Here is a 20,648-nt window from a genome sequence, read left to right on the forward strand (position 1 = left end):
CCCTACATGTGAATTTCAGCGAATTTGATCCCGAGACCGCGTACGGTCTCGATCAGGTCGTCAAGGCGACCGAAGGATTCGACTTCATCGTTGTCATCCACCAGAAAATAACTGCGCCCGGCGCTTTTCTTGAAAAACACGATCCATTCCCCCGGGTCCGCCGGATTCTGAATCACATGGGTAGCAGAGATTTGACCCTCTGCATGCCGCTCCCGTACCTGCTCTCGCTTCATGCTCGACTCCAGAAATGACAATGCCGCCAAAGCGCTGCTTTGGCGGCATCGGTGCTGACTGTCGCTAGTTTATCAGCCGGAGATACACGCTGTGGCAGCATTGCGCACATCCATCGGGCGTAACGGCACATTGGAAATGCGTTCGTGCAGCTTGATGCTGCTGCCGCTGGAACGCTCTTCAATATCGAATACGGCCGCCGGGCCCGAGGAGAACTTCTGCGGCACGATGACCCGCACGCCTTCTTTCTCCTGCGGCTCGACTTGCAGGGCCCCGCGACTGCTGGCCAGTTTTTCGGTCAGGCACTGCGCGTATTCATTGGGCTTCTTGCCGGAAATCACATTCATGGTGGGCAGCGACTCGTTGATTTCCGAGACACTTGCACAACCACTCATCGCCAATGCAAACGGCAAGACCCATGCACCCCACTTCATACAAAACCTCCGATAAAGACCCTCCGACAGCACAAATGCTGGTTTTCTCCGAGGCTCACTGCTTTTATCGCTCATGGAATTCCGAATAACTGTTTTTAATTGTCAAAGCACACCCCGACGACCGGATAATAACCTGTTCGGGCTGATAAACTGCGCCAATCGACCATGCTATCGTTTTGATTTTGTAGAAAAAGCCCTTCTGGAGGCGCCTCATGAAATTTATCCACCAGCGCGAGCACCTCAATGAAGACGACATCGTCGTCATCCAGTGCTCCCAAATGTGCAACATCCGCTTGATGAACGACGCCAATTTCCGCAGCTTCAAGAATGGCGGCCGTCACACTTACCATGGCGGTGCTTTCGACACCTTCCCGGCCCGCATAACTGCACCGAGTACCGGTTTCTGGAACATCACCATCGACACCGTCAACCGTCGGCCGATCAGCGTAACCCGCAAACCGACCCTGACTCACTCGATCAAGATCATCCGCCGCTCCACCTCGAAACTGAGCTGAGCGACGCCCGACACGACTATCAAGCAGGTATGACCGTGGCCCAAACGACCAAGTACGTCATCAAATACAAACTCAACGGCGAACGCCGTTTCGAATTCGCCCAACTGGAAAACGGCACCGAAGCCGAAGCCAGGGCCGCGCTGGACGCGATTCATGGCCAGAGCGAAGACGTCATCAGCGAGATCAGCGTCAGCAAAGCGCTGTAACGGGATTCGGAGCGACAATGTGGATGTCTGCTCCATCCGTTGAATTCGACCGCAAGCCCCGGAGTGTTCACCCCGGCAACGCTCCCTAGACTGGCCACCTCGACCTTTGGTTAAGGAGTCAGAACATGTCTACTTCCCCGATTCGTTTCATCAGCGGCACTTCAAGCCTTGGCATCCTGCTGCTGGCCGCCAGCGCGCAGGGATTGTGCGCGTTGCTGCTCGGCGATGACCTGGAGACGCTGGAACGCGACCTTGCACGGCGATTTCCCGGCCAGCCCCAACGTGATGAAGGCTTGATGCCTGCGTTGGAACACACCCTCCGCTATCTCGACAACCCTCTGACAGTGCTCGATTTGCCACTTGACCTGTCGGGTAGCGTTTTCCAGCAGCGCGTCTGGGAAGCTTTGCGCCAAATCCCGCTCGGCCAAACCGTCAGTTACCAGCAGATCGCCCGGCAACTGGGACAACCCAAAGCGTTCCGGGCCGTGGCCAATGCCTGCGGCGCGAACCCGCTGGCAATCATCGTGCCCTGCCATCGGGTACTGCGCCAGGATGGCAGCCTCGGCGGTTACCGTTGGGGCCTGGAGCGCAAGCGGCAACTGTTGGAACGCGAGGCGCAGCAATGATCGAGCACTTTCTGGATGCACTCGATTGGGCAACGCTGGAGCAACAACTGGATCAGGATGGTTGCGCGATCATCCGCTCGCTGATCAGCAGCGAGACGTGCGATGACATCAGTGCGCTGTACGCCCGATCCGAACCGTTCCGCTCGCACGTCATGATGGCTCGTCACGGCTTCGGCCGTGGCGAGTACAAATACTTCCGCTATCCGTTGCCAGAGATCATCGCCACATTGCGCCAATCGCTCTACCCTCGGCTGGTGCCGATCGCCAACCGCTGGTACGAGCAAATGGACTTGCCGGTCCGTTTCCCTGATACGCAGGCGGCGTTCCTTGAACGCTGCCACGCCGCCGATCAGGTGCGTCCAACGCCGCTGTTGCTGCAATATGGGCCACAGGACTACAACTGCCTGCATCAGGATCTGTACGGCGAACACGTTTTTCCGCTGCAAGTGGCGATTCTTCTGTCAGAGCCGGGCGAAGATTTCACCGGCGGCGAGTTTGTCCTGACCGAACAACGCCCACGGATGCAGTCGCGCCCCCAGGTCATTGGATTGAAAAAAGGTGACGCGGTGATCTTTGCCGTCAACCAGCGACCGGTCAAAGGCGTTCGCGGCTATTACCGGGTCACCCTGCGCCACGGAGTGAGTCGCCTGCACAGTGGAAAACGGCATACCCTTGGCATCATCTTTCACGACGCGTTATGACCTTATGAACCCGATCACTCTCGATCTGTTTGCCGACCCAGAGCCCGAACAGCAACCTCGGCGCGAGCAAATTGGCGAACAGTCCTACGTCTTGAGAGGCTTTGCCCTGCCTTGGCTGGAGCAATTACTGTCTGCGCTCGAGACGGTTCTGGCAGCATCGCCGTTTCGGCACATGATCACGCCCGGCGGCTTTACCATGTCAGCGGCCATGAGCAGTTGCGGCACATGGGGGTGGACCACCGACCGCAGCGGTTATCGCTATTCCCGTCATGATCCACGGACCGACGCCCCCTGGCCGGAAATGCCGCCGGTCTTTCTTGAGCTCGCACAGGCCGCGGCGCTCGAAGCCGGTTTTGCCGATTTCATGCCGGATTCTTGCCTGATCAACCGCTATATCCCTGGCGCGAAGATGTCATTGCACCAGGACAAGGACGAAGCGTCCTACGCAGCGCCGATCGTTTCGGTGTCGCTGGGCCTGCCGGCGATGTTCCTGTTCGGTGGTTTTGAACGCAGCGACAAAAGTCAGCGGGTACCGGTGTTCCATGGCGATATCGTGGTCTGGGGTGGCGTCGATCGCCTGCGTTATCACGGGGTCTTGCCGATCAAGGAGGGCCAGCATCGGCGCATGGGCGAGCAACGGATCAACTTTACGTTTCGTACCGCACAATGAGCCCGCGAATTTGACCGCAAGACCCGGAGTGCAACAACCCTGCCGGCTGATTACTCTGAATCAAACGGGTCAACGGACATGAAGCCATGACAACCACCGAGAACGATCCCCGCTGGGCCGCCGTCGTCACCCGGGATCCCCGCGCTGACGGGCAGTTTGTGTACGCGGTGAAAACCACCGGCATCTACTGCCGCCCCAGCAGCCTGGCGCGTTTGCCGAAGCCGCAGAATGTCGAGTTCTTTGACACGGCCGAACAGGCCCAGGCAGCGGGTTACCGCCCAAGCAAACGAGCGGCGAAGGATCAAAGTGATGTCGCCGCGCAACATGCCGCGACCGTCGCCGCTGCTTGTCGTCAGATCGAAACAGCCGAGCATTTGCCGGCGCTGAGTGAACTGGCCGACGTCGCGGGCCTGAGCAGTTTTCACTTTCACCGTGTGTTTAAAGCCGTTACCGGACTGACACCCAAGGGCTACGCCACTGCCCACCGTTCACGCAAGGTTCGTCAACGGCTAAGCGGTGGAGGTTCGGTGACCGAGGCTTTGTATGACGCCGGTTTCAACTCCAACAGCCGTTTTTATGAGGCGGCGGATCAGCTGCTGGGCATGAAACCCGGTGACTACCGCGCGGAAGGCCAGAACAATGACATTCGATTCGCCGTTGGCCAGTGTTCACTGGGGGCCATTCTGGTGGCGCAGAGCGTACGCGGTGTTTGCGCGATTCTACTGGGTGATGACCCGCACCAACTGGTGTGCGACCTGCAAGACAAGTTTCGGCGAGCCAACCTGATTGGCGCCGATCATGAGTTCGAGCAACTGATCGCCAAGGTCGTCGGTTTTATCGAAGCCCCGGCCATTGGCCTGGATTTACCGCTGGACGTTCAAGGCACGGCATTTCAGGAGCGCGTCTGGCAGGCGTTGCGGGAGATTCCTGCAGGCAGCACTGCCAGTTACGCGGATATCGCCCAGCGCATCGGTGCACCGAAAGCGGTGCGCGCCGTGGCCCAGGCCTGCGGCGCGAACAGTCTGGCGGTAGCGATCCCGTGCCACCGCGTGGTGCGCAGCGACGGCAACCTGTCGGGCTATCGCTGGGGGGTGGAGCGCAAGCGGCAGTTGCTGGAACGCGAAGGCTAAAAGATCAAATCTTTTAGCGATTCACATCCACCACCACTCGACCGCGCAGCTGACCCGCAAGTAATCGTGGCGCGGCTTCTATTGCTTCACTCAAACCGATTTCGTGACTGATCAGCGGCAGCAAAGCGAAGTCCAGATCCTTGGCCAGGCGATTCCAGGCGAGCACTCGTTTGGCTTTGGGCTGGGTCACGCTGTTGATCCCGGCCAGTGTCACGCCACGCAAAATAAACGGGGCAACGGAGGCTGGAAAATCCATGCCTTGCGCCAGGCCACATGCAGCCACAGTGCCGTTGGCCTTAGTGCTGGCACAGGCGTTGGCCAGGGTGTGACTGCCGACCGAGTCGATCACAGCCGCCCAACGCTCCTTGGCCAGCGGCTTGCCCGGTTCCGACAGCGTAGCGCGGTCGATGATTTCGCTGGCCCCCAACTGCTTGAGGTAGTCGTGCTCGGAGGTACGGCCAGTGGACGCAACCACCCGGTAACCGAGCTTGCTCAGCAACGCGATGGCGAAACTGCCTACACCGCCGTTGGCGCCCGTGACCAGGACATCGCCCTGCTCTGGCGTCACGCCGTTATGCTCCAGCGCCAGAATGCTCAGCATCGCCGTGTAGCCGGCCGTGCCGATGGCCATTGCCTGGGCAGGGGTGAATTCCGGGGGCAATGGAATCAGCCAGTCGCCATTCAGGCGCGCCTTCTGCGCCAATCCGCCCCAATGCCCTTCGCCTACCCCCCAGCCATTGAGTACGACCTGATCACCGACCTTGTAGTCCGGATGCCCACTGACTTCGACAGTCCCCGCCAGATCGATGCCCGGCACCATCGGGAATTTTCGCACCACCGGGCTGCTGCCGGTGATCGCCAGACCGTCCTTGAAATTCAGCGTGCTGTACGCCACTCGCACGGTCACATCGCCCTCGGGCAGTTGATCGTCATTGATCTCTTGCAGTGTGGCCCGGTAACCGCTGTCGTCTTTGTCGATCAAAATGCCTTGGAACATTGTCGTCTCCTAATCGAATCACACCATTGTGGTGCAGTTGAAATATCACACTGCACCATTTTGTCGTACCCGACTTTATGCCAATCCGAGTGTTCCCATCACCGTGCGATTGCCCCCCATGCAAAAATCGATTGGTCGTGAGCCCGGCATTGCTGGTACAAAACCCGTTCCTGTTGTGACACCGGAGAACCTTGCAAATGAGCCAATGGCCAGACACCCGAATTCTTGATCTGCTGGGGATCGAACTGCCCATCATCCAGGCGCCGATGGCTGGCGCCACCGGGTCGGCCATGGTGATCGCGGCGAGCAACGCCGGTGGCCTGGGCTCGATGCCTGCGGCGATGCTCAGCACCGAGCAGTTGCGCGAAGAATTGAAGACGATCCGCCAACACACTCAACGCCCTTTCAATGTCAATTTCTTCTGTCACCAACCACCGGCAGCCGACGAGCAACGCGCTCGAGACTGGAAGAATCTGCTGGAACCTTATTACCGGGAACTGGGCGTGGACTTCGACGCGCCGACGCCGGTGTCCAATCGCGCACCGTTCGATCACGCAACCTGCGAAGTGATCGAAGAATGTCGCCCCGACGTGGTGAGCTTTCACTTCGGCCTGCCGGAAAAATCCCTGCTGGATCGCGTCAAGGCCACCGGCGCAAAGGTGCTGTCGTCGGCAACGACCGTCGAAGAAGCGATCTGGCTTGAGCAAAACGGTTGTGACGCAATCATCGCCATGGGTTATGAAGCCGGAGGCCATCGGGGCATGTTCCTCAGCGAGGATCTGAGCAGCCAGGTGGGTGTCTTCGCGCTGGTGCCGCAAATCGTCGACGCGGTGAAAGTGCCGGTGATTGCTGCCGGCGGTATTGCCGATGCACGAGGCGTTGCGGCGGCATTTATGTTGGGCGCTTCAGCGGTGCAGGTGGGTACGGCGTATCTGTTCACACCGGAAGCCAAAGTCAGCGCCTCCCATCACAAGGCATTGCGCACGGCAAAGGAAAGCGAGACTGCTGTCACTAATATTTTCACCGGCCGCCCGGCGCGGGGAATTCTGAACCGGGTCATGCGTGAACTCGGGCCGATGAGCGACAAGGCACCGGCCTTTCCATTGGCGGGTGGAGCGTTGATGCCATTGCGGGCGAAGGGGGAAGCGGATTTCAGCAACCTTTGGGCCGGGCAGGCATTTACGTTGGGGGTAGAGATGACGACGGCGGAATTGACGCGGCGCTTGGCGGAGGAAGGGTTGGCGAAACTGCTGCGCGTGTAGACACACAACCTGTGGCGAGGGGATTCATCCCCGTTCGGCTGCGCAGCAGACGCAAAATATTTGGATGTCGGCCGCAAAAGCGGGGCCGCTGCGCGACCCAACGGGGATGAATCCCCTCACCACAGACAAGCTCCCTCGCCACAGAGATTTATTCGTCACCCATGTAATCCAGTTCCAGCACATTCCGTTTGCAGGCAATACGCTATATATTTAGCTATATAGCGTTGTACCTCCTCGCCATACTTGCCTGCCACGGAGCCGTTTCATGACCATTCGTGCCTCACGTTTTGCCCCCATCTGCCTGGCGAGCCTGCTCGCAGTGTTCGCCATCGGCGCTGCCCAGGCCGATGAAGTCCAGGTCGCTGTCGCGGCCAACTTCACCGCGCCGATACAGGCCATCGCTGCCGACTTCGAGAAAGACACCGGGCATAAACTGGTCACCTCCTTTGGTGCAACCGGCCAGTTCTACACCCAGATCAAGAATGGCGCGCCGTTCGAAGTGTTCCTCTCAGCGGACGACACCACCGCGCTAAAACTCGAAGCCGAAGGTGAGACGGTCAAGGGGTCGCGCTTCACCTACGCCGTCGGCACCCTCGCGCTTTGGTCGGCCAAGGAAGGTTACGTCGATGCCAAGGGCAAAACGTTGAGCGACAATCAATACCAGCATCTGTCGATCGCCAACCCGAAAACCGCGCCTTACGGCCTCGCCGCCACCCAGGTACTGGCCAGGCTGGGCCTGACCGACAAGGTCAGAGACAAAATCGTTGAAGGCCAGAACATCACCCAGGCTTACCAGTTCGTTTCCACCGGCAACGCAGAACTGGGCTTCGTCGCCTTGTCGCAGATCTACAAAGACGGCAAAGTGACCAGCGGTTCGGCGTGGATCGTTCCAGCCAGCCTGCACGAACCGATCAAACAAGATGCGGTGATCCTCAACAAAGGCAAGGACAACCCGGCTGCCAAGGCACTGGTTGACTACCTCAAGGGGCCGAAAGCCGCCGCTGTCATCAAGTCCTACGGTTACCAACTCTAAATGACTCTATCGAGCGCCGACTTTTCCGCGATCTGGCTGACCCTGAAGCTCGCCTCCCTGACGACGGTTATCCTGCTGATCATCGGCACTCCGATTGCGTTGTGGCTGTCGCGCACCCAGTCCTGGTTGCGCGGCCCGATCGGGGCGATCGTCGCCCTGCCCCTGGTGTTGCCACCCACGGTGATTGGCTTTTATCTTTTGCTGGCGTTGGGTCCTAACGGTTTTGTCGGCCACTTCACCCAGTCACTGGGGCTCGGCACCCTGACCTTCAGTTTTGCCGGGTTGGTGATCGGTTCGGTGCTCTACTCGATGCCGTTCGTGGTGCAGCCGCTGCAGAATGCTTTCTCTGCCATCGGCAGCCGTCCGCTGGAAGTGGCCGCGACCTTGCGCGCCAATCCCTGGGACACCTTTTTCAGTGTGATCCTGCCGCTGGCCCGACCGGGTTTCATCACGGCGGCGATTCTCGGTTTCGCCCATACCGTTGGCGAATTTGGTGTGGTGCTGATGATCGGCGGCAACATTCCCGACAAGACCCGAGTGGTCTCGGTGCAAATCTACGATCACGTCGAGGCCATGGAATATGCCCAGGCCCACTGGCTGGCCGGGGCGATGTTAGTGTTCTCTTTCGCAGTGTTGCTGGCGCTCTACTCCAGTCGCAAAACCAGAGCAGGCTGGAGCTGATTGATGATCAAAACGCGTCTGAAACTGAACTACTCGGGGTTCGCCCTGGATGTGGATTTGCACCTGCCGGGCCGTGGCGTCACCGCGCTGTACGGTCACTCCGGCTCAGGCAAAACCACCTGCCTGCGCTGCATTGCAGGCCTTGAACGGGCAGAACAGGGCTTTATCCAGATCAACGATGAAGTCTGGCAGGACAGCGACAGGAAGATTTTCGTCGCGCCGCACAAGCGCGCGCTCGGTTATGTCTTTCAGGAAGCCAGTCTGTTTCCGCATCTGTCGGTGCTGGCGAACCTGCAATTCGGTCTCAGGCGAATCCCGCAACAACTGCGCCGGGTCGACATGGCTCACGCGACTGAACTGCTGGGCATCGGCCATCTGCTGGATCGTCACCCACAAAACCTCTCCGGCGGTGAACGGCAGCGCATCGGCATCGCCCGCGCCCTGCTGACCAGCCCGAAGCTGTTGCTGATGGACGAACCGCTGGCGGCACTGGATTCGCAACGCAAAAGCGAAATCCTGCCGTACCTGCAACGGTTGCACGATGAACTGGACATCCCGGTGCTGTACGTCAGTCATTCCCAGGATGAGGTGGCTCGGCTGGCTGACCACATCGTCCTGCTCAGCCACGGCAAGGCACTGGCCAGCGGCCCTATCGGTGAAACCCTGGCCCGTCTCGACCTGCCATTGGCGTTGGGCGATGACGCTGGCGTCGTGATCGAGGGCCATGTCAGTACGTATGACGCGGACTATCAATTGCTGACCCTGCAATTACCGGGCTCCGCGCTGAACATTCGCGTGACACACACACCGATGGACGCCGGCCAGGCACTTCGCTGCAAGGTTCAGGCGCGCGATGTCAGTCTCAGCCTGCAAAGCGTCGAGCACAGCAGCATTCTCAATCGTCTGCCGGTGACGGTGGTCAGTGAAATGGGCGCGGACAACGCCGCCCACGTGCTGATTCGGCTGGACGCGGCCGGCACGCCGCTGCTGGCACGGATCACCCGCTACTCCCGGGATCAATTGAACGTGCACCCCGGCCAGCAACTCTGGGCGCAGATCAAGGCGGTGGCGGTGCTGGCGTAAATCCGCTGGCACGTCTGCAAAGGCGTGCGGTCAATGGCTGTAACGGCCCCTGATTCGTTGCCAAGGATTACCGCCATGCCCGATTCCGCATTGCCCGACGTGCTGCCGCCCGACCTGCACTACGTCGACGACACCCAGCCCGGCATCACTCGCAAGAAACTGCGCGGCAAGTTTTGCTACTTCGAACCCACGGGTCAGCGCATCACTGATCCGGACGAGATCAAGCGCATCAACGCCCTCGCCGTCCCTCCGGCCTACACCGACGTATGGATCTGCGCCGACCCGCGCGGGCACCTGCAAGCCACCGGCCGCGATGCCCGGGGGCGCAAACAATACCGTTACCACCCGCGCTGGCGGGAAGTACGCGATGCCGATAAATACTCGCGGCTGCGAGACTTCGGGCTGGCCCTGCCGAAGCTGCGCAAACAGCTTGAAACACTGTTGGAGGCGCCGGGTTTCAGCCGCGACAAAGTCATGGCCACGGTCATTACCTTGCTGGATGCGACCCTGATCCGGGTCGGCAATACGCAGTACGCGCGGGACAATCGCTCCTATGGGTTGACCACCCTGCGCAACCGTCACGTCGAGGTCAACGGCAGTGCGATCCGGTTCCAGTTCCGTGGCAAGAGTGGTGTCGAACACCAGATCACCGTGAAAGACCGGCGTCTGGCGCGAATCATCAAACGCTGCCAGGAAATTCCCGGGCAAAACCTGTTTCAGTATCTGGATGAAAACGGTGAACGGCACACCGTCAGTTCCTCCGACGTAAATGCCTATCTGCAAACGCTGACCGGCGCTGACTTCACCGCCAAGGATTACCGCACCTGGGCCGGCAGCGCGCTGGCATTGGCCGTGCTGCGCGAGTTGCAGTGGGAGCCGGAGTCTGATGCCAAGCGCCATGTAGTGGAAATGGTCAAGAACGTCGCCAGGCAACTCGGCAACACCCCGGCGGTCTGTCGCAAGTGCTATATCCACCCGGCGGTGCTCGACGGCTTTCTGCTGGGGGCATTGGCCGAGTTACCGCGACCCAGAACCCGTAAAGGCCTCAGGGCCGAAGAAGTCGGGCTGGCGATGTACCTGGAACGGATGATCGAGGCGTCTCAACCGACGAACTGACCTGTCCATTTTTTGCACGATCGCGAATGGCTTCTATAGTAGATGTGACAGAAATTAGCTCCGGTGACGCCATGGAAGACATTTTCGTTGTGCAGCGCTGCAACAAGATCATCATTCATGGTCGCCGCGCCGGGGAAGTCGGTCATCCACCACCCGACGCTAAAGTCTGGTATCGCATCATTGATACCCGCACCCGTGGCTTCATTGGCGACGGCTTTGATACTGAAGAAGATGCCCGTCGCGCCTGCCGTCTATACAACGCCCGATCGCAGGTGACGGCCCGACAAGGCTGAAGTCCGGGTCTATACTGAAATGGCTGAGGGACCAGCGACCCCATCGGCAGAAAGCTCGCTCCCAGCGGGCTTTTTGTTGCCAATTGCCAGGTTTCTTGAACGGAGGTGTTTGCCATGTCCGAAAAAGAGTCCATCACCACCCTGCTCACCCTGCTTGATTCCCGCCAGGCTCGCCTGGCCGCGGCGTGCAAGGAAATCGCCGACTGGGTCGATCATCAAGGCGGGCACCCGACCGCCCTCAGAATTCGTGATCGCCTGAACGACATCGAGAAGGATGCGCCACTGATCCGCAGCACGTTGTCCTCGCTCAAGCCTGTCGAACCGCCGCTGCCAAGGTTCAGATGATTCGATCTGGACACCGGACAACGCGTACACGACCTGATTCAGAGCCCATGAACGGCGACATTTTCGTCACCGTGCATCTGCTTGGCTGATCATTACTGCTGAACCCACCCGGCCTGGCGCCGGGATTTTTTTTTGCCCGGCCATTTCACAAAGTGTTCACAAAACAAGCCGTACAGTGAACCTACTCCTTCTGATGAACCCCTTGGCCCGCCCGCATGCGGGCCATTTTTTTGCGTGCCGAACGACATTACTTGCTGGAGGTCCAACAGTTACACGTCACCAAGGAGGCGTCTGATGGTTACTCACTTCAAAGTTGGCGGGCATCTGGCCTGCGGTCACAAAGGAAGCAAACTCACCTCAACGACTGAACTGACCCGGGTGAAATGCAGAAGCTGCCGAAGCACCGATGCGTTCAAGGATGCGCGCAAAGACCAGCGTAACGCTGCTCGCCGCGCCGCACGCAAAGCCAAAGTCACTCACACCGCCAATGACTGGCGCGTGGAATGGGTCGAGCGGCTTACCGCGATGGACGGGCGGCAACGATTGCCTCGGGGCTTTACTGGTCAACCTTTCGTTTAACAGGCAGGTCTGGCGGTTGCGACGCCCTTCGTCCCAGCCGTCAACCCGGTGATTTCACGCAAAGCCATTCGCTTGAACGCCTCGACCAGCCCGCGCCCCTCTTCGGGCGCACATGAAATGGCCAGACGCATGGTCGCTTCGCCCAGGTGCCAGATCAAAAATGCCGAGGCCTGGACCTGCCCCGCGTCACTGCCTGGATACACCCGCATCATCACCTCAGCCAACAGCCCACCGGCAATCCGGCTTTCCTGCAACTCCAGCGCCATGAGGTGTTTGTCTGCCTGCATGCCCGACCAGATGTCGCGCATCGCCGGTGTTGCCAGGACGATCTCGTAATACTCGTCGAGCAGCGCTGAAAAGGCTGCGCTCAGCCCTTGCGCATCTTCAACCGCCGCCAGCGCCGCTTCGATACAGCGACGGCTTTCGGCGTTGTAGCGCTCTGCCAGGGTCTGTATGACCGAACTTTTGTCCGGAAAGTACTGATAAAGCGAGCCGATGGAAATCCCGCAGCATTCAGCTATCTCACTCATTTTGAGTTGATCGCTGCCCTTGCTCGCAGTCAATTGTGTCGCCGCCGCGAGGATTCGCTCCTGGCGCTCGCGACTGCGTTGTTGCGTGGGATTACGCCGGGCCGGCTCGGAGGCAGGTTGTTCGACGATTTCGGTGGCTTTCTTGGGCACTGGTGCGCTCCCGATCAATAACATGACATAGCCTCACCTTAGCACTGCCCGTACGTCGGTTTCAGCGATTCTGCCGGTTGACGATAAAACGTGAGGGTTTATCATCTTTAAAACATGAGTAACACTCACATTAAATCAATGGAGATGAGCGCGATGAAAACCTCCCAGGAAACCATCCTGATTACCGGTGCTACGGGCAAGACAGGGCGGCGAATTGTTCAGCGATTGCAAGCGCAGGGAGTGTCTGTCCGCTTGGGCTCCCGAAGGGCCAGTCCCGCTTTCGACTGGGAGGATCGAAGCACGTGGGCCGCCGCGATGGATGGCGTTCGTGCCGTCTACCTCTCGTTCCAACCGGACCTGGCAGTCCCCGGTGCCGTTGAGACGGTGCAGGCATTCACCGATCAAGCGGTCAAGAGCGGCGTGCGTAAACTGGTGCTGCTGTCGGGGCGTGGCGAAATTGAAGCGGAACAAGCCGAACGCGTCGTTCAAAACAGCGGGGCCGACTGGACCATCCTGCGGGCCAGCTGGTTTTTTCAGAACTTCAGCGAAGCCCATTTTCTCGAGCCGATTTTGCAAGGAGAACTGGCCCTCCCCGTCGGCAACATCGCCGAGCCCTTTGTCGACGTGGAAGACATCGCCGAGATCGCGGTCGTTGCACTGACCAAGCCGGGACACGCAGGCCAACTGTATGAACTGACGGGTCCGCGAGCATTGACCTTCGCGGAGGCTGTCGCTGAAATTGCCCGTGAGACGGAACGGGGCATTGCGTTCGTTGCGGTACCGCCGGACGCCTATCGGCAGGCGTTGGAACAGGCGCAGGTACCCGCCGAACTGATCGATCTGGTGCTTTATCTCTTCACAACCATACTCGACGGCCGCAATACACCTGTGGCCGATGGCGTACAGCGTGCGCTGGGTCGCCCGGCACGGGACTTCAGCGACTATGTTCGACGCACTGCCGCCACAGGTGTCTGGGCAAGCGAAGAGTGATATTGAAGCGCTCCGCGCGACCATGAGGTGAATCGGTGTGCATCGGTTAATGCACACTGAATTTATTATCAGTGGTCCTTTTATTCATCGATCAACCAAACTGAAACACCGTCGCTGCGTACGGTGTTTCATTCTTTCCCAAACTTTTTATACGTCACGCAGATCACGTCTCCAGCCACCTTCCAAATCCCCTTTGCTTCCGGGTAATCCGCGATTAACGACCACCGCTCAGCCAGGGCTCAAGGTTTGCCAGAATCCCCCCCTTTTTGGTGCGATCCTTTTTTGGCGATAAACCGTTTCCTCAACTAGGATTTCTAACGCATCGCAACGCGCCAACCTGAGTGTGCAGGTGATCAAGGAGGGATTAAATGACACCGATTCGTACGGCGGAGAAAACCTACCGCACCTATTCCAGCCCGATCTTGCTGGAGCTTAAGGAAAGAGCGCATCAGCTGGAGCCGGCAGATCGCCAGGCACTGCAGAATATTCTGCTGGAGAGAAGGCTCGTTGACTCCGGAAGCCCTACCGGCATCGAGCGGCGCGGGAAACAGGACATCGAAGGTCCTGAGTAACAGGCTCTGACGCTCCAGTCCCAAGGGCTGACTCGCAGACGCGCGCTAAAGCAGCGGCGTCAAAAACAGTGGAATTCCAACGTGGCGCACAACCCTTTCGAGGCGCGATTTTCTAACCGAATCTGTCCTCCCAGGCGATCGGCGATCGCCTGAACGATATTCAAACCCAAGCCCGCCCCCTGATCATTGCCACGGCTGTAGAAACGCTCGAAAAGCCGATCACGATCTTCCTCGTTAATCCCCGGTCCCTCGTCCTCGACAGACAGTTCATAGTGATCTGCTTTTTTATTCAGCCTTACCGTGATCAAGCCGTGCTCCGGGGAAAAGTTTGCAGCGTTGGTCACCAAATTGTTCAAGGCGATATCGATGGCTGCGGAATCAACTCTGACCGGGCCGATTTCGTCGCTGACATCGAAAGCCAGCTCGAGCCCCTTGTTCAACAACCAGGGGGTCATCTGAACCAGGCTAGCGCGCACGGTGGCGACCAGATCAATGGTGGGGGGTATACGAATCGCTGATTGCGGTTCAAGTCGAGCCATGGTCAGTAATTGGTTGACCAGTCGGCTGGCACGGTCGACGCCGGCGATCAAATGTTCGAGGGACTCGCAACGTTCCTCCTCACTGCCCGCCTCCATCAGGTTCTGTGCATGGACCCTGAGCACCGCTAATGGCGTGCGCATTTCATGGGCGGCGTCAGCGATAAAGCGCCGCTCCCGCCCCATGACTTCCTGAATCTGCGCGAGCATGCGGTTGAGGGCCGCCTGCATGGGCTCAAGCTCGGTAGGTAACGGCATCAGTTGCAAGGGTTCCAGTGAGCCTGGATGCCGCGCACGCAATGTCGCGGCCATATCGACCAACGGTTTCAAACCCCAGCCGATCGCCAGCCAGATCATCGACGCCAACAACAAACTGCCCAGGATATTGGGCCCCAGCGTATGGCGTACGATCCGGTCCACCAGGTCCGAACGCACATCGTCTCGCTCGCCAACCCAGATGCGCAGGCCGTTCTGTTTGTCTTCGAGCATGAACGCACGCCAGTGACGGTGGTTCAGATCCACCACATCACTGAATCCTGGCGTCCCCGGGGGTGTGCCGAAAGACGGCGCGCTGGCGGTATGCACCAGCACTTCGCCCTTGGGATTCCAGACCTGGAAGGCAATCTTGGTTTCATAGGGATGACCGTCGACTCTCGGTTCCGCTTCACTCAAGGCCTTGTTGAAGGCCTGATACAGATCGGAGTGTTCCCTGCTGGCCATGGGCATACGCATGACCCCTTGCAGCAGTCGCGCATTCTGAGCCAGCTGAGCATCATAGACTTCGGCGATTTCGTGATTGCTGTCGTGCAGGTTGAGCACGCTCATCATCGTAATACCAGCGAGCAACAGACCGATGATCAGCGTCAGGGTGCGACGCCTGATCGAGGTCATCGGCGCTCCTCCACCAGATATCCGACACCGCGGATGGTGCGAATCAGGTCGGTTGAGAATTTCTTTCGCAAGTGATGGATATGCACTTCCAGGGTGTTGCTCTCGGCTTCTTCGTTCCAGCCATACAGCAGCTGCATCAGATGATCGCGGGTCATGACTCGGCCCGGTGGCGAGAGCAATTCATGGAGCAGTTGATATTCCTTTGGCGTCAGTGCCACCGGTTCTCCCTGGTAGCTGACTTGCTGGGTGCCAGGATTAAGGCTGATGCCGGCGTGTTCGATCAACACCTGGGCGCGACCGGCGCTGCGCCGCAGCAACGCTCGCAGGCGCGCCTTCAGCTCGGCCAGGTCGAAGGGTTTGATCAGGTAATCGTCAGCGCCGGCATCCAGTCCGGCGATACGGTCTTCGGTGGCATCCCGCGCGGTAAGGATCAGCACCGGCAAATTCGAGCCGCTGTCACGCAAACGCCGCAGTACCTCGAGGCCGTCCATACGCGGCAAGCCAAGGTCGAGCACCGCAAGATCGAAGGTTTCACTGAGCAGCGAGTGCAAGGCACTGCTGCCGTCCTGCACCCAGTCAACGGTGTAACCTTCTCGCCCCAGAGCCTGATGGATGCCTTCGCCCAACGCTACGTCATCCTCGATCAGTAATAAGCGCACACGAACTCCTGTCAGTCGAGTTTCTTGTTCACGTCCACCAGCAACGCTTCGATTTCCTTGCGGCGTCCGGCATCGGCGGTTTCCCGGCCCGGCCTTGGCTCCGCTTGCAGGGCTTTTTGCAGCGCGCTTCTGGCTTCGCCGTAGCGTTTTTGACGGTAGAGGTGATCACCCCAGAAGTACAGACTATCGATGCCGTTCGGGTTAAGTTGCAAGGCCTGTTTGAGTAGCTGCTCGGCCTTGTCCGAATCACCAAAACCGATGGGCCAGCCGGGAACGCGGTCATACAGAGCGCCAAGGCTGGTATAGGCCGAGCCTTGCAGCGCTTTGGGGTCCAGCGCCAGCGCTTTCTCCAGATCGACCTTCGCGTCCTTGACCTTGCTCAACGCACCCAATCCGCCTTGGGCTCCGGCCCAACTGCTGCTGACTATACCGGACCAGATCCAGGCTTCGGCCACCGATTGGCGCTCCCGGGTAAACGCAGCCGCCTGGCCCGCGAGCTTTTCAAACGCTGCGGTGCGTTGGTCGGCCGGCATTTCGTATTGAATGTGCGCCCAACTTTGCTGGATGCCGGTCAGGCGTTGCTGGTCAGCGGTGTCCAGCGCCCAGACGCTTTGGCTCAGGGCGGTGAGCAGCAGGCAAACGGTGAATTTTTTCATGGCTTGAGGTTCTCGTTATCGGGCTTCTGACTCAGGCGACGGATCAGCGGCAATTGCTTGCGCAAGCCTCGGTCGACCAAATTGGGCAGCAGGCTGTTCAGGCGCACGAAAAAGCGCTCCGGCCAGCCCAGGTACAAATCGCGACGGTCGCCGGCAATCGCGTGGATCACCGCCGAGGCGACTGTCTGGGGAGCATCGACATTGGATTTCAGAGCGTCATTCAAGGCCTGCGCCGCCGGGCTGTTCATGCTCGTGCGGGTGGCGCGTGGCGCGACGTAGAGAACGCCGACCCGGGTGTCCGCCAGTTCACGGCGCAGGGCTTCGGAAAAGCCGCGCAAGGCGAACTTGGTGGCGCAATAGCTGGCGTAGCCGGGGTAACCGATCGATCCATAGGTCGAACCGACGTTCACCACCATCGCGCTCTCGGCTTTCTTGAGCAGCGGCAACAGCAACTTGGTCAGGCAGATCGGCGCGCTGATGTTCACCGCCAGCATGGCGTGGATGTCGCTGTCCTCCAGTTGTTCAAGCATGGCGAAGTGGTTGACCCCGGCGGCGTTGATCAGCAGATTGATTCCGCCAATAGACTCCGCCGCGGTCAACACCTTGCGCCGGTCGGACAGAACGGTCAGGTCCGCGCCGATCCAGCACAAGTGCTGCGGATAGCGAGCCAGCAACGGTTCCAGGGATTCGCGATGCCGGGTCACCGCCAATACGTGTGCACCGCTGGCACACAAGGCAGACGCGATCGCCAGGCCAATGCCACCGCTGGCGCCGGTCAGCACCACGCGAGCTTCAGACAGGCGCATGCAGGTTCTCCCCGTCGCGCGGCAAACCACGGAACATATCGGTGTAGAGCGTGTACACCACTTTGGAGGCGTGGATCACGGCCGCCTGATCCGCCGGATCGTCGAGGGTGTTCATCAGCCGGCGATAGGTCTGCATGTGTTCGATGTCCAGGGAGCCATGGGAGCTGAGGTAGCTGAAGGCGCTCTCCGGCAAGCCCAGTCGATCGCGAATGCTGCCGGCAGCGTGGGTGGCCAGGGCGATGCTGGTGCCTTCCAGCACGTTGACCATGCCGAACAGGCCGACCGGGTTGTCGCGAGCAATCAGGTCGTAGAGAAAGCTGACCATCAACTCAATCGGCATGGATGGACGACCGTCGCGCACCGCGTTCCTGTCGCCGCCGCAGGCTTCGATATCGTCCAATATCCATTGTTCGTGACCGTATTCGTCCTCGATGTACTCGCACACCGCTTTACGCAGCCATTCCAGGCGTGTCGGCAGACGGGCGCCGCAGGCCATCATCAACGGCACGGTGTGGCGCACGTGGTAATAGGCTTGCGCCAGGAACGCACGATAGCTTTCCAGGCTGACCTTGCCCTCAAGCGCGTCGCGGATGATCGGCAGATTGAACAATGTATGGCGTTCTTGTTGCGTGGCTTCTTGCAGCGTGTCGAAAAAACTCATGATGCGGATACCTCGGAAAGTGCTGATTCAGTCAGTTGCGCCCGGTAACGCTCGACGATGGCGTCACGGCGTGGGCGGCCATTGGCGGTGAGCAGGCCATTGGCGGGAGTGAAGGGTTGATCAAGACGGGTCCAGTGATGGACCTGGGCGTAATCGGGCAAGGCTTCGTTGGCCTGTGCGACGGCAGCGGCCAGTTCTTCGTCCGTGCAATCCGGTCGATGGGGCCAGAGCAACGCATGGTTTCGCGGCATGGCTTCGCCGTACACGAAGGCCTGGGCGATATGGCGGCGCTGGGTCAATTCGGCCTCAACCCATTCCGGATTGACGTTGCGTCCGAAACTGGTGACGAATTGATGTTTCTTGCGCCCTTTCAGGTAGAGAAAACCGTCAGGGTCGAATTCACCAAGATCCCCGGTCGGCCACCACTCATCGGTGTGCGGCGCCTCACCCAGGTAACCGAGCAGCGTCGCGCCCTTGACCAGCACCTCGCCATCCTGTGCCAGGCGAATCTCTACGTGGGGAAGTGGCTGGCCGACACTGCCGGGACGTCGGGCCTCGGGCCGATTGAGGCAGACCACCGAGGCACACTCCGACAGCCCGTAGCCTTCGTACACCGGCAGACCGATCCGTTGCGCACGGTGCAGTAATTCTTCGCTGACCCGTGCCCCACCCACCGCGGCAAAACGCAATGGATAAGGATTGAAGGCTTTTTGTTCGGCGGCGCTGACCAGCATCAACAGCAATTGCGGCACCAGGATCAGGCTTTCGGGGGCACGTGTGGCCAGGCAACCGAGCAGGCGTGGCACATCCACACCGCTGGCGCCCTGAATGCCCAGGGTTTTCTGGCTCGGTACGCTCAAGGTGGCGCCGGCATACAGCGCGGCATAGCAGCCGAGGTTTTCCAGCAGGATCGCCAAGGGCAACAGGGCCAGGTGATGTTGCGGGTCAGCGGGTTTGCTCGCTTGATCCAGTTCGCGTGCGACCGTTAACAGGCTCTCGGCGCTGAGGCACACGCCTTTGGGTGTACCGGTGGTACCGGAGGTGAACGTCAGTTTGGCGGTCCCTTCCGGCATCCGGTTCGGGCCGTTGAAGGTGCGGCGCCAGAACTCGCCGTTTTTCTCGTACCCGGCGCTTTGCAGTTCGTCCGCCAGTTCCGGCTCGGCAATCACCAGCCCGGCCTGGCTCTGTTCCAGGCAATGGATGCGTTGAGCCGGGCTGAAAAAAGGGGGCAACGTCAGGCAGGTCAGGCCTTCGAACAGCGCGGCCAGGTCCCAGAGCATGGCGTCGACGCCATTGTCCAGCGCCAGGGCAACCACCTTGATGTTTTCATCGCGCAAGCGCTGCTGGCGATACACCACTTCGGCATACAACGTGGCGTAATCCACTTTCAGGTGATCGCCCCACAAGGCGATGGCGTTGGACTTGCGCTCGGCATGGCTGCGCAGGGTTTGCTTGAACCGCTGCAGTTCAGGCGACATGGCTGGATTCCTCGATGGACAATGGCAACCCCAGGCGATTGAACATGCCAATGTTGCGCAAATGGATGAAGCCGGCGCGTATGTTGCCGACGTGCACCCAGGGTTTGCTCTCGTAGTAACTGCCCCAGCTGTGACGGTCATCGCCCAGCCGCGAGGGATCGGCAGCGCAGAGGGTTACGGGCTTCAGACCCAGGCGATGAAAGCTGTTCACCAGGCCGATATTGCCGGTGAACGCCACCCATTCCAGGCCGCCCAAAGCCAGCAGGTACGTGATGGCGATGATGCTCATTCGCGCACTGCCGGTGTCGCTGGCAGCCAGGTTGCCGACCTCGACGATGCCGCTGCGATCCACAGGGCGGTCGGCAGTGGCACTGATCAGCGGCTCGATCGACTCGTCCAGGTAACGTTCCAGAAACAACGATTCGTCGTTGGCCCGGCGCACACCGGCAACCGCGCAGAGCGTGCCTGTTGCATCGCTCATGCCGAACAGCTCGGGCATGAAGTGACGTATATCGGCGCCGTGTGCCTTACGAAAGCGTTGCTGAATGAAGGCTTCGAAGACTGGGCGCTCGAGGGTGTCAGGCAACGCTCTGGCCAGACTCATCGTCGGCGTTTCGGCGTGGCCGAAGCGCAGGGGTAGAGGAATATTCCATTCAAAATCGGGCATTGGAAGACGCCTCCCGGGTTAAGTGTGGGAGAAGTATCCAAGGCATTTCTTAACGGAATCTGAAGGTGGACTCATGTCAGTGCAAACGCTGTCTTCAGATTGCCTTAAGACTGGGCAGGCAGAGTTCTCGCCACTCGATTCAGCAGCCAA

General features: G+C 59.6%; 27 protein-coding genes. 16 read left to right on the forward strand and 11 right to left on the reverse strand.

The features are described from left to right. Positions 1-2: 2 nt before the first annotated feature. Both ACM6IQ_RS20670 and ACM6IQ_RS20675 read right to left on the reverse strand, forming a co-directional pair. The gene (locus ACM6IQ_RS20670) at positions 3-233 is read right to left on the reverse strand and encodes a hypothetical protein (protein WP_017338607.1); all 231 of its coding nucleotides are present in this window, start codon (positions 231-233) and stop codon (positions 3-5) included. A 72-nt stretch (positions 234-305) separates the two neighbouring features. Then, positions 306-665, reverse strand: coding sequence for a hypothetical protein (locus tag ACM6IQ_RS20675; RefSeq protein WP_017338606.1), 360 nt, complete (start codon positions 663-665; stop codon positions 306-308). A gap of 212 nt (positions 666-877) precedes the next feature. Between ACM6IQ_RS20675 and ACM6IQ_RS20680 the strand changes: the two genes are divergently transcribed. From ACM6IQ_RS20680 to ada, 6 genes are all read left to right on the forward strand, one after another. Next, positions 878-1,180 carry a DUF1883 domain-containing protein gene (locus ACM6IQ_RS20680; RefSeq protein WP_017338604.1) on the forward strand — a complete coding sequence of 101 codons (303 nt, stop codon included), beginning with the start codon at positions 878-880 and terminating at the stop codon, positions 1,178-1,180. Between the two features lie 35 nt (positions 1,181-1,215). Next, positions 1,216-1,386: a hypothetical protein gene (locus ACM6IQ_RS20685; protein WP_162491062.1), complete on the forward strand. Its 171-nt coding sequence runs from the start codon at positions 1,216-1,218 to the stop codon at positions 1,384-1,386. 125 nt (positions 1,387-1,511) lie between these two features. Next, on the forward strand, positions 1,512-2,012 hold the full coding sequence (locus ACM6IQ_RS20690; protein WP_414879690.1) for a methylated-DNA--[protein]-cysteine S-methyltransferase: 501 nt from the start codon (positions 1,512-1,514) through the stop codon (positions 2,010-2,012). Further along, positions 2,009-2,713 (forward strand): 2OG-Fe(II) oxygenase, encoded by a 705-nt coding sequence (locus tag ACM6IQ_RS20695; protein ID WP_414879691.1) that lies wholly within the window; start codon positions 2,009-2,011, stop codon positions 2,711-2,713. The genes ACM6IQ_RS20690 and ACM6IQ_RS20695 overlap by 4 nt, the downstream gene beginning before the upstream one ends. A 4-nt stretch (positions 2,714-2,717) precedes the next feature. Continuing rightward, positions 2,718-3,383: a DNA oxidative demethylase AlkB gene (gene alkB / locus ACM6IQ_RS20700; RefSeq protein ID WP_414879692.1), complete on the forward strand. Its 666-nt coding sequence runs from the start codon at positions 2,718-2,720 to the stop codon at positions 3,381-3,383. Between the two features lie 86 nt (positions 3,384-3,469). Beyond that, positions 3,470-4,513 carry a bifunctional DNA-binding transcriptional regulator/O6-methylguanine-DNA methyltransferase Ada gene (ada, locus tag ACM6IQ_RS20705; protein WP_414879693.1) on the forward strand — a complete coding sequence of 348 codons (1,044 nt, stop codon included), beginning with the start codon at positions 3,470-3,472 and terminating at the stop codon, positions 4,511-4,513. A 13-nt stretch (positions 4,514-4,526) separates the two neighbouring features. Here ada and ACM6IQ_RS20710 read toward each other — a convergent pair whose 3' ends face one another. Continuing rightward, entirely contained in the window at positions 4,527-5,510 is a 984-nt protein-coding gene (locus ACM6IQ_RS20710; RefSeq protein ID WP_017338598.1) for an MDR family oxidoreductase, read from the reverse strand. A 197-nt stretch (positions 5,511-5,707) separates the two neighbouring features. Here ACM6IQ_RS20710 and ACM6IQ_RS20715 point away from each other — a divergent pair, with 197 nt between their 5' ends. The 8 genes from ACM6IQ_RS20715 (at position 5,708) to ACM6IQ_RS20750 (ending at position 11,902) form a co-directional block, all read left to right on the forward strand. After that, a complete protein-coding gene (locus ACM6IQ_RS20715) occupies positions 5,708-6,772 on the forward strand; it encodes an NAD(P)H-dependent flavin oxidoreductase (RefSeq protein ID WP_017338597.1) in 1,065 nt (354 codons plus the stop codon). A gap of 265 nt (positions 6,773-7,037) precedes the next feature. Then, a complete protein-coding gene (modA, locus tag ACM6IQ_RS20720; protein WP_414879694.1) occupies positions 7,038-7,805 on the forward strand; it encodes a molybdate ABC transporter substrate-binding protein in 768 nt (255 codons plus the stop codon). Continuing rightward, positions 7,806-8,486: a molybdate ABC transporter permease subunit gene (gene modB, locus ACM6IQ_RS20725; protein ID WP_017338595.1), complete on the forward strand. Its 681-nt coding sequence runs from the start codon at positions 7,806-7,808 to the stop codon at positions 8,484-8,486. 3 nt (positions 8,487-8,489) lie between these two features. Then, positions 8,490-9,569, forward strand: coding sequence for a molybdenum ABC transporter ATP-binding protein (gene modC, locus ACM6IQ_RS20730; RefSeq protein ID WP_414879695.1), 1,080 nt, complete (start codon positions 8,490-8,492; stop codon positions 9,567-9,569). A 75-nt stretch (positions 9,570-9,644) separates the two neighbouring features. Continuing rightward, positions 9,645-10,685: a DNA topoisomerase IB gene (locus ACM6IQ_RS20735; RefSeq protein WP_017338593.1), complete on the forward strand. Its 1,041-nt coding sequence runs from the start codon at positions 9,645-9,647 to the stop codon at positions 10,683-10,685. A gap of 71 nt (positions 10,686-10,756) precedes the next feature. Next, positions 10,757-10,978, forward strand: a complete 222-nt coding sequence (locus tag ACM6IQ_RS20740; RefSeq protein WP_017338592.1) for a hypothetical protein — start codon at positions 10,757-10,759, stop codon at positions 10,976-10,978. Between the two features lie 114 nt (positions 10,979-11,092). Next, positions 11,093-11,323, forward strand: coding sequence for a hypothetical protein (locus ACM6IQ_RS20745; RefSeq protein ID WP_414879696.1), 231 nt, complete (start codon positions 11,093-11,095; stop codon positions 11,321-11,323). Between the two features lie 294 nt (positions 11,324-11,617). Beyond that, positions 11,618-11,902: a hypothetical protein gene (locus ACM6IQ_RS20750; RefSeq protein WP_017338590.1), complete on the forward strand. Its 285-nt coding sequence runs from the start codon at positions 11,618-11,620 to the stop codon at positions 11,900-11,902. On the opposite strand, the gene ACM6IQ_RS20755 is transcribed toward ACM6IQ_RS20750, so the two are convergent. After that, the gene (locus tag ACM6IQ_RS20755) at positions 11,899-12,582 is read right to left on the reverse strand and encodes a TetR/AcrR family transcriptional regulator (RefSeq protein ID WP_414879697.1); all 684 of its coding nucleotides are present in this window, start codon (positions 12,580-12,582) and stop codon (positions 11,899-11,901) included. The two genes, ACM6IQ_RS20750 and ACM6IQ_RS20755, sit on opposite strands and share 4 nt — an antisense overlap. Before the next feature lie 153 nt (positions 12,583-12,735). Here ACM6IQ_RS20755 and ACM6IQ_RS20760 point away from each other — a divergent pair, with 153 nt between their 5' ends. Together ACM6IQ_RS20760 and ACM6IQ_RS20765 are read left to right on the forward strand one after the other, a co-directional pair. Next, positions 12,736-13,572 carry an NAD(P)H-binding protein gene (locus tag ACM6IQ_RS20760; protein WP_414879698.1) on the forward strand — a complete coding sequence of 279 codons (837 nt, stop codon included), beginning with the start codon at positions 12,736-12,738 and terminating at the stop codon, positions 13,570-13,572. A gap of 368 nt (positions 13,573-13,940) precedes the next feature. After that, positions 13,941-14,144, forward strand: coding sequence for a hypothetical protein (locus ACM6IQ_RS20765; protein ID WP_017338587.1), 204 nt, complete (start codon positions 13,941-13,943; stop codon positions 14,142-14,144). A 59-nt stretch (positions 14,145-14,203) separates the two neighbouring features. On the opposite strand, the gene ACM6IQ_RS20770 is transcribed toward ACM6IQ_RS20765, so the two are convergent. Genes ACM6IQ_RS20770 through ACM6IQ_RS20800 form a run of 7 tightly spaced genes read right to left on the reverse strand, consistent with a single transcriptional unit; the run spans position 14,204 to position 20,498 of the window. After that, the gene (locus tag ACM6IQ_RS20770) at positions 14,204-15,571 is read right to left on the reverse strand and encodes an ATP-binding protein (RefSeq protein ID WP_017338586.1); all 1,368 of its coding nucleotides are present in this window, start codon (positions 15,569-15,571) and stop codon (positions 14,204-14,206) included. Then, a complete protein-coding gene (locus ACM6IQ_RS20775) occupies positions 15,568-16,230 on the reverse strand; it encodes a response regulator (RefSeq protein WP_017338585.1) in 663 nt (220 codons plus the stop codon). The genes ACM6IQ_RS20770 and ACM6IQ_RS20775 overlap by 4 nt, the downstream gene beginning before the upstream one ends. 11 nt (positions 16,231-16,241) lie before the next feature. Further along, on the reverse strand, positions 16,242-16,886 hold the full coding sequence (locus tag ACM6IQ_RS20780) for a tetratricopeptide repeat protein (protein WP_017338584.1): 645 nt from the start codon (positions 16,884-16,886) through the stop codon (positions 16,242-16,244). After that, complete coding sequence (locus ACM6IQ_RS20785) at positions 16,883-17,692, reverse strand: SDR family oxidoreductase (protein WP_017338583.1); 810 nt, start codon at positions 17,690-17,692, stop codon at positions 16,883-16,885. Before ACM6IQ_RS20785 ends, ACM6IQ_RS20780 begins: the two co-directional genes overlap by 4 nt. After that, positions 17,679-18,353 (reverse strand): TenA family transcriptional regulator, encoded by a 675-nt coding sequence (locus tag ACM6IQ_RS20790; protein WP_414879699.1) that lies wholly within the window; start codon positions 18,351-18,353, stop codon positions 17,679-17,681. The genes ACM6IQ_RS20785 and ACM6IQ_RS20790 overlap by 14 nt, the downstream gene beginning before the upstream one ends. Then, entirely contained in the window at positions 18,350-19,831 is a 1,482-nt protein-coding gene (locus ACM6IQ_RS20795; RefSeq protein WP_414879700.1) for an AMP-binding protein, read from the reverse strand. Before ACM6IQ_RS20795 ends, ACM6IQ_RS20790 begins: the two co-directional genes overlap by 4 nt. Further along, complete coding sequence (locus tag ACM6IQ_RS20800; RefSeq protein ID WP_017338580.1) at positions 19,821-20,498, reverse strand: thermostable hemolysin; 678 nt, start codon at positions 20,496-20,498, stop codon at positions 19,821-19,823. Before ACM6IQ_RS20800 ends, ACM6IQ_RS20795 begins: the two co-directional genes overlap by 11 nt. Between the last annotated feature and the right edge of the window lie 150 nt (positions 20,499-20,648).

Origin of the sequence: Pseudomonas sp. IT-P100 (genome assembly GCF_949767185.1) — a bacterium.
Classification (GTDB): Bacteria; Pseudomonadota; Gammaproteobacteria; order Pseudomonadales; family Pseudomonadaceae; genus Aquipseudomonas; species Aquipseudomonas fluorescens_B.

Bases quoted from the DNA above. Each gene is read 5' to 3' on its own strand.
- ACM6IQ_RS20670 (WP_017338607.1), bottom strand. From the start codon at position 233: ATGAAGCGAGAGCAGGTACGGGAGCGGCATGCAGAGGGTCAAATCTCT.
- ACM6IQ_RS20675 (WP_017338606.1), bottom strand. From the start codon at position 665: ATGAAGTGGGGTGCATGGGTCTTGCCGTTTGCATTGGCGATGAGTGGT.
- ACM6IQ_RS20680 (WP_017338604.1), top strand. From the start codon at position 878: ATGAAATTTATCCACCAGCGCGAGCACCTCAATGAAGACGACATCGTC.
- ACM6IQ_RS20690 (WP_414879690.1), top strand. From the start codon at position 1,512: ATGTCTACTTCCCCGATTCGTTTCATCAGCGGCACTTCAAGCCTTGGC.
- ACM6IQ_RS20695 (WP_414879691.1), top strand. From the start codon at position 2,009: ATGATCGAGCACTTTCTGGATGCACTCGATTGGGCAACGCTGGAGCAA.
- alkB (WP_414879692.1), top strand. From the start codon at position 2,718: ATGAACCCGATCACTCTCGATCTGTTTGCCGACCCAGAGCCCGAACAG.
- ada (WP_414879693.1), top strand. From the start codon at position 3,470: ATGACAACCACCGAGAACGATCCCCGCTGGGCCGCCGTCGTCACCCGG.
- ACM6IQ_RS20710 (WP_017338598.1), bottom strand. From the start codon at position 5,510: ATGTTCCAAGGCATTTTGATCGACAAAGACGACAGCGGTTACCGGGCC.
- ACM6IQ_RS20715 (WP_017338597.1), top strand. From the start codon at position 5,708: ATGAGCCAATGGCCAGACACCCGAATTCTTGATCTGCTGGGGATCGAA.
- modA (WP_414879694.1), top strand. From the start codon at position 7,038: ATGACCATTCGTGCCTCACGTTTTGCCCCCATCTGCCTGGCGAGCCTG.
- modB (WP_017338595.1), top strand. From the start codon at position 7,806: ATGACTCTATCGAGCGCCGACTTTTCCGCGATCTGGCTGACCCTGAAG.
- modC (WP_414879695.1), top strand. From the start codon at position 8,490: ATGATCAAAACGCGTCTGAAACTGAACTACTCGGGGTTCGCCCTGGAT.
- ACM6IQ_RS20735 (WP_017338593.1), top strand. From the start codon at position 9,645: ATGCCCGATTCCGCATTGCCCGACGTGCTGCCGCCCGACCTGCACTAC.
- ACM6IQ_RS20740 (WP_017338592.1), top strand. From the start codon at position 10,757: ATGGAAGACATTTTCGTTGTGCAGCGCTGCAACAAGATCATCATTCAT.
- ACM6IQ_RS20745 (WP_414879696.1), top strand. From the start codon at position 11,093: ATGTCCGAAAAAGAGTCCATCACCACCCTGCTCACCCTGCTTGATTCC.
- ACM6IQ_RS20750 (WP_017338590.1), top strand. From the start codon at position 11,618: ATGGTTACTCACTTCAAAGTTGGCGGGCATCTGGCCTGCGGTCACAAA.
- ACM6IQ_RS20760 (WP_414879698.1), top strand. From the start codon at position 12,736: ATGAAAACCTCCCAGGAAACCATCCTGATTACCGGTGCTACGGGCAAG.
- ACM6IQ_RS20765 (WP_017338587.1), top strand. From the start codon at position 13,941: ATGACACCGATTCGTACGGCGGAGAAAACCTACCGCACCTATTCCAGC.
- ACM6IQ_RS20770 (WP_017338586.1), bottom strand. From the start codon at position 15,571: ATGACCTCGATCAGGCGTCGCACCCTGACGCTGATCATCGGTCTGTTG.
- ACM6IQ_RS20780 (WP_017338584.1), bottom strand. From the start codon at position 16,886: ATGAAAAAATTCACCGTTTGCCTGCTGCTCACCGCCCTGAGCCAAAGC.
- ACM6IQ_RS20785 (WP_017338583.1), bottom strand. From the start codon at position 17,692: ATGCGCCTGTCTGAAGCTCGCGTGGTGCTGACCGGCGCCAGCGGTGGC.
- ACM6IQ_RS20790 (WP_414879699.1), bottom strand. From the start codon at position 18,353: ATGAGTTTTTTCGACACGCTGCAAGAAGCCACGCAACAAGAACGCCAT.
- ACM6IQ_RS20795 (WP_414879700.1), bottom strand. From the start codon at position 19,831: ATGTCGCCTGAACTGCAGCGGTTCAAGCAAACCCTGCGCAGCCATGCC.
- ACM6IQ_RS20800 (WP_017338580.1), bottom strand. From the start codon at position 20,498: ATGCCCGATTTTGAATGGAATATTCCTCTACCCCTGCGCTTCGGCCAC.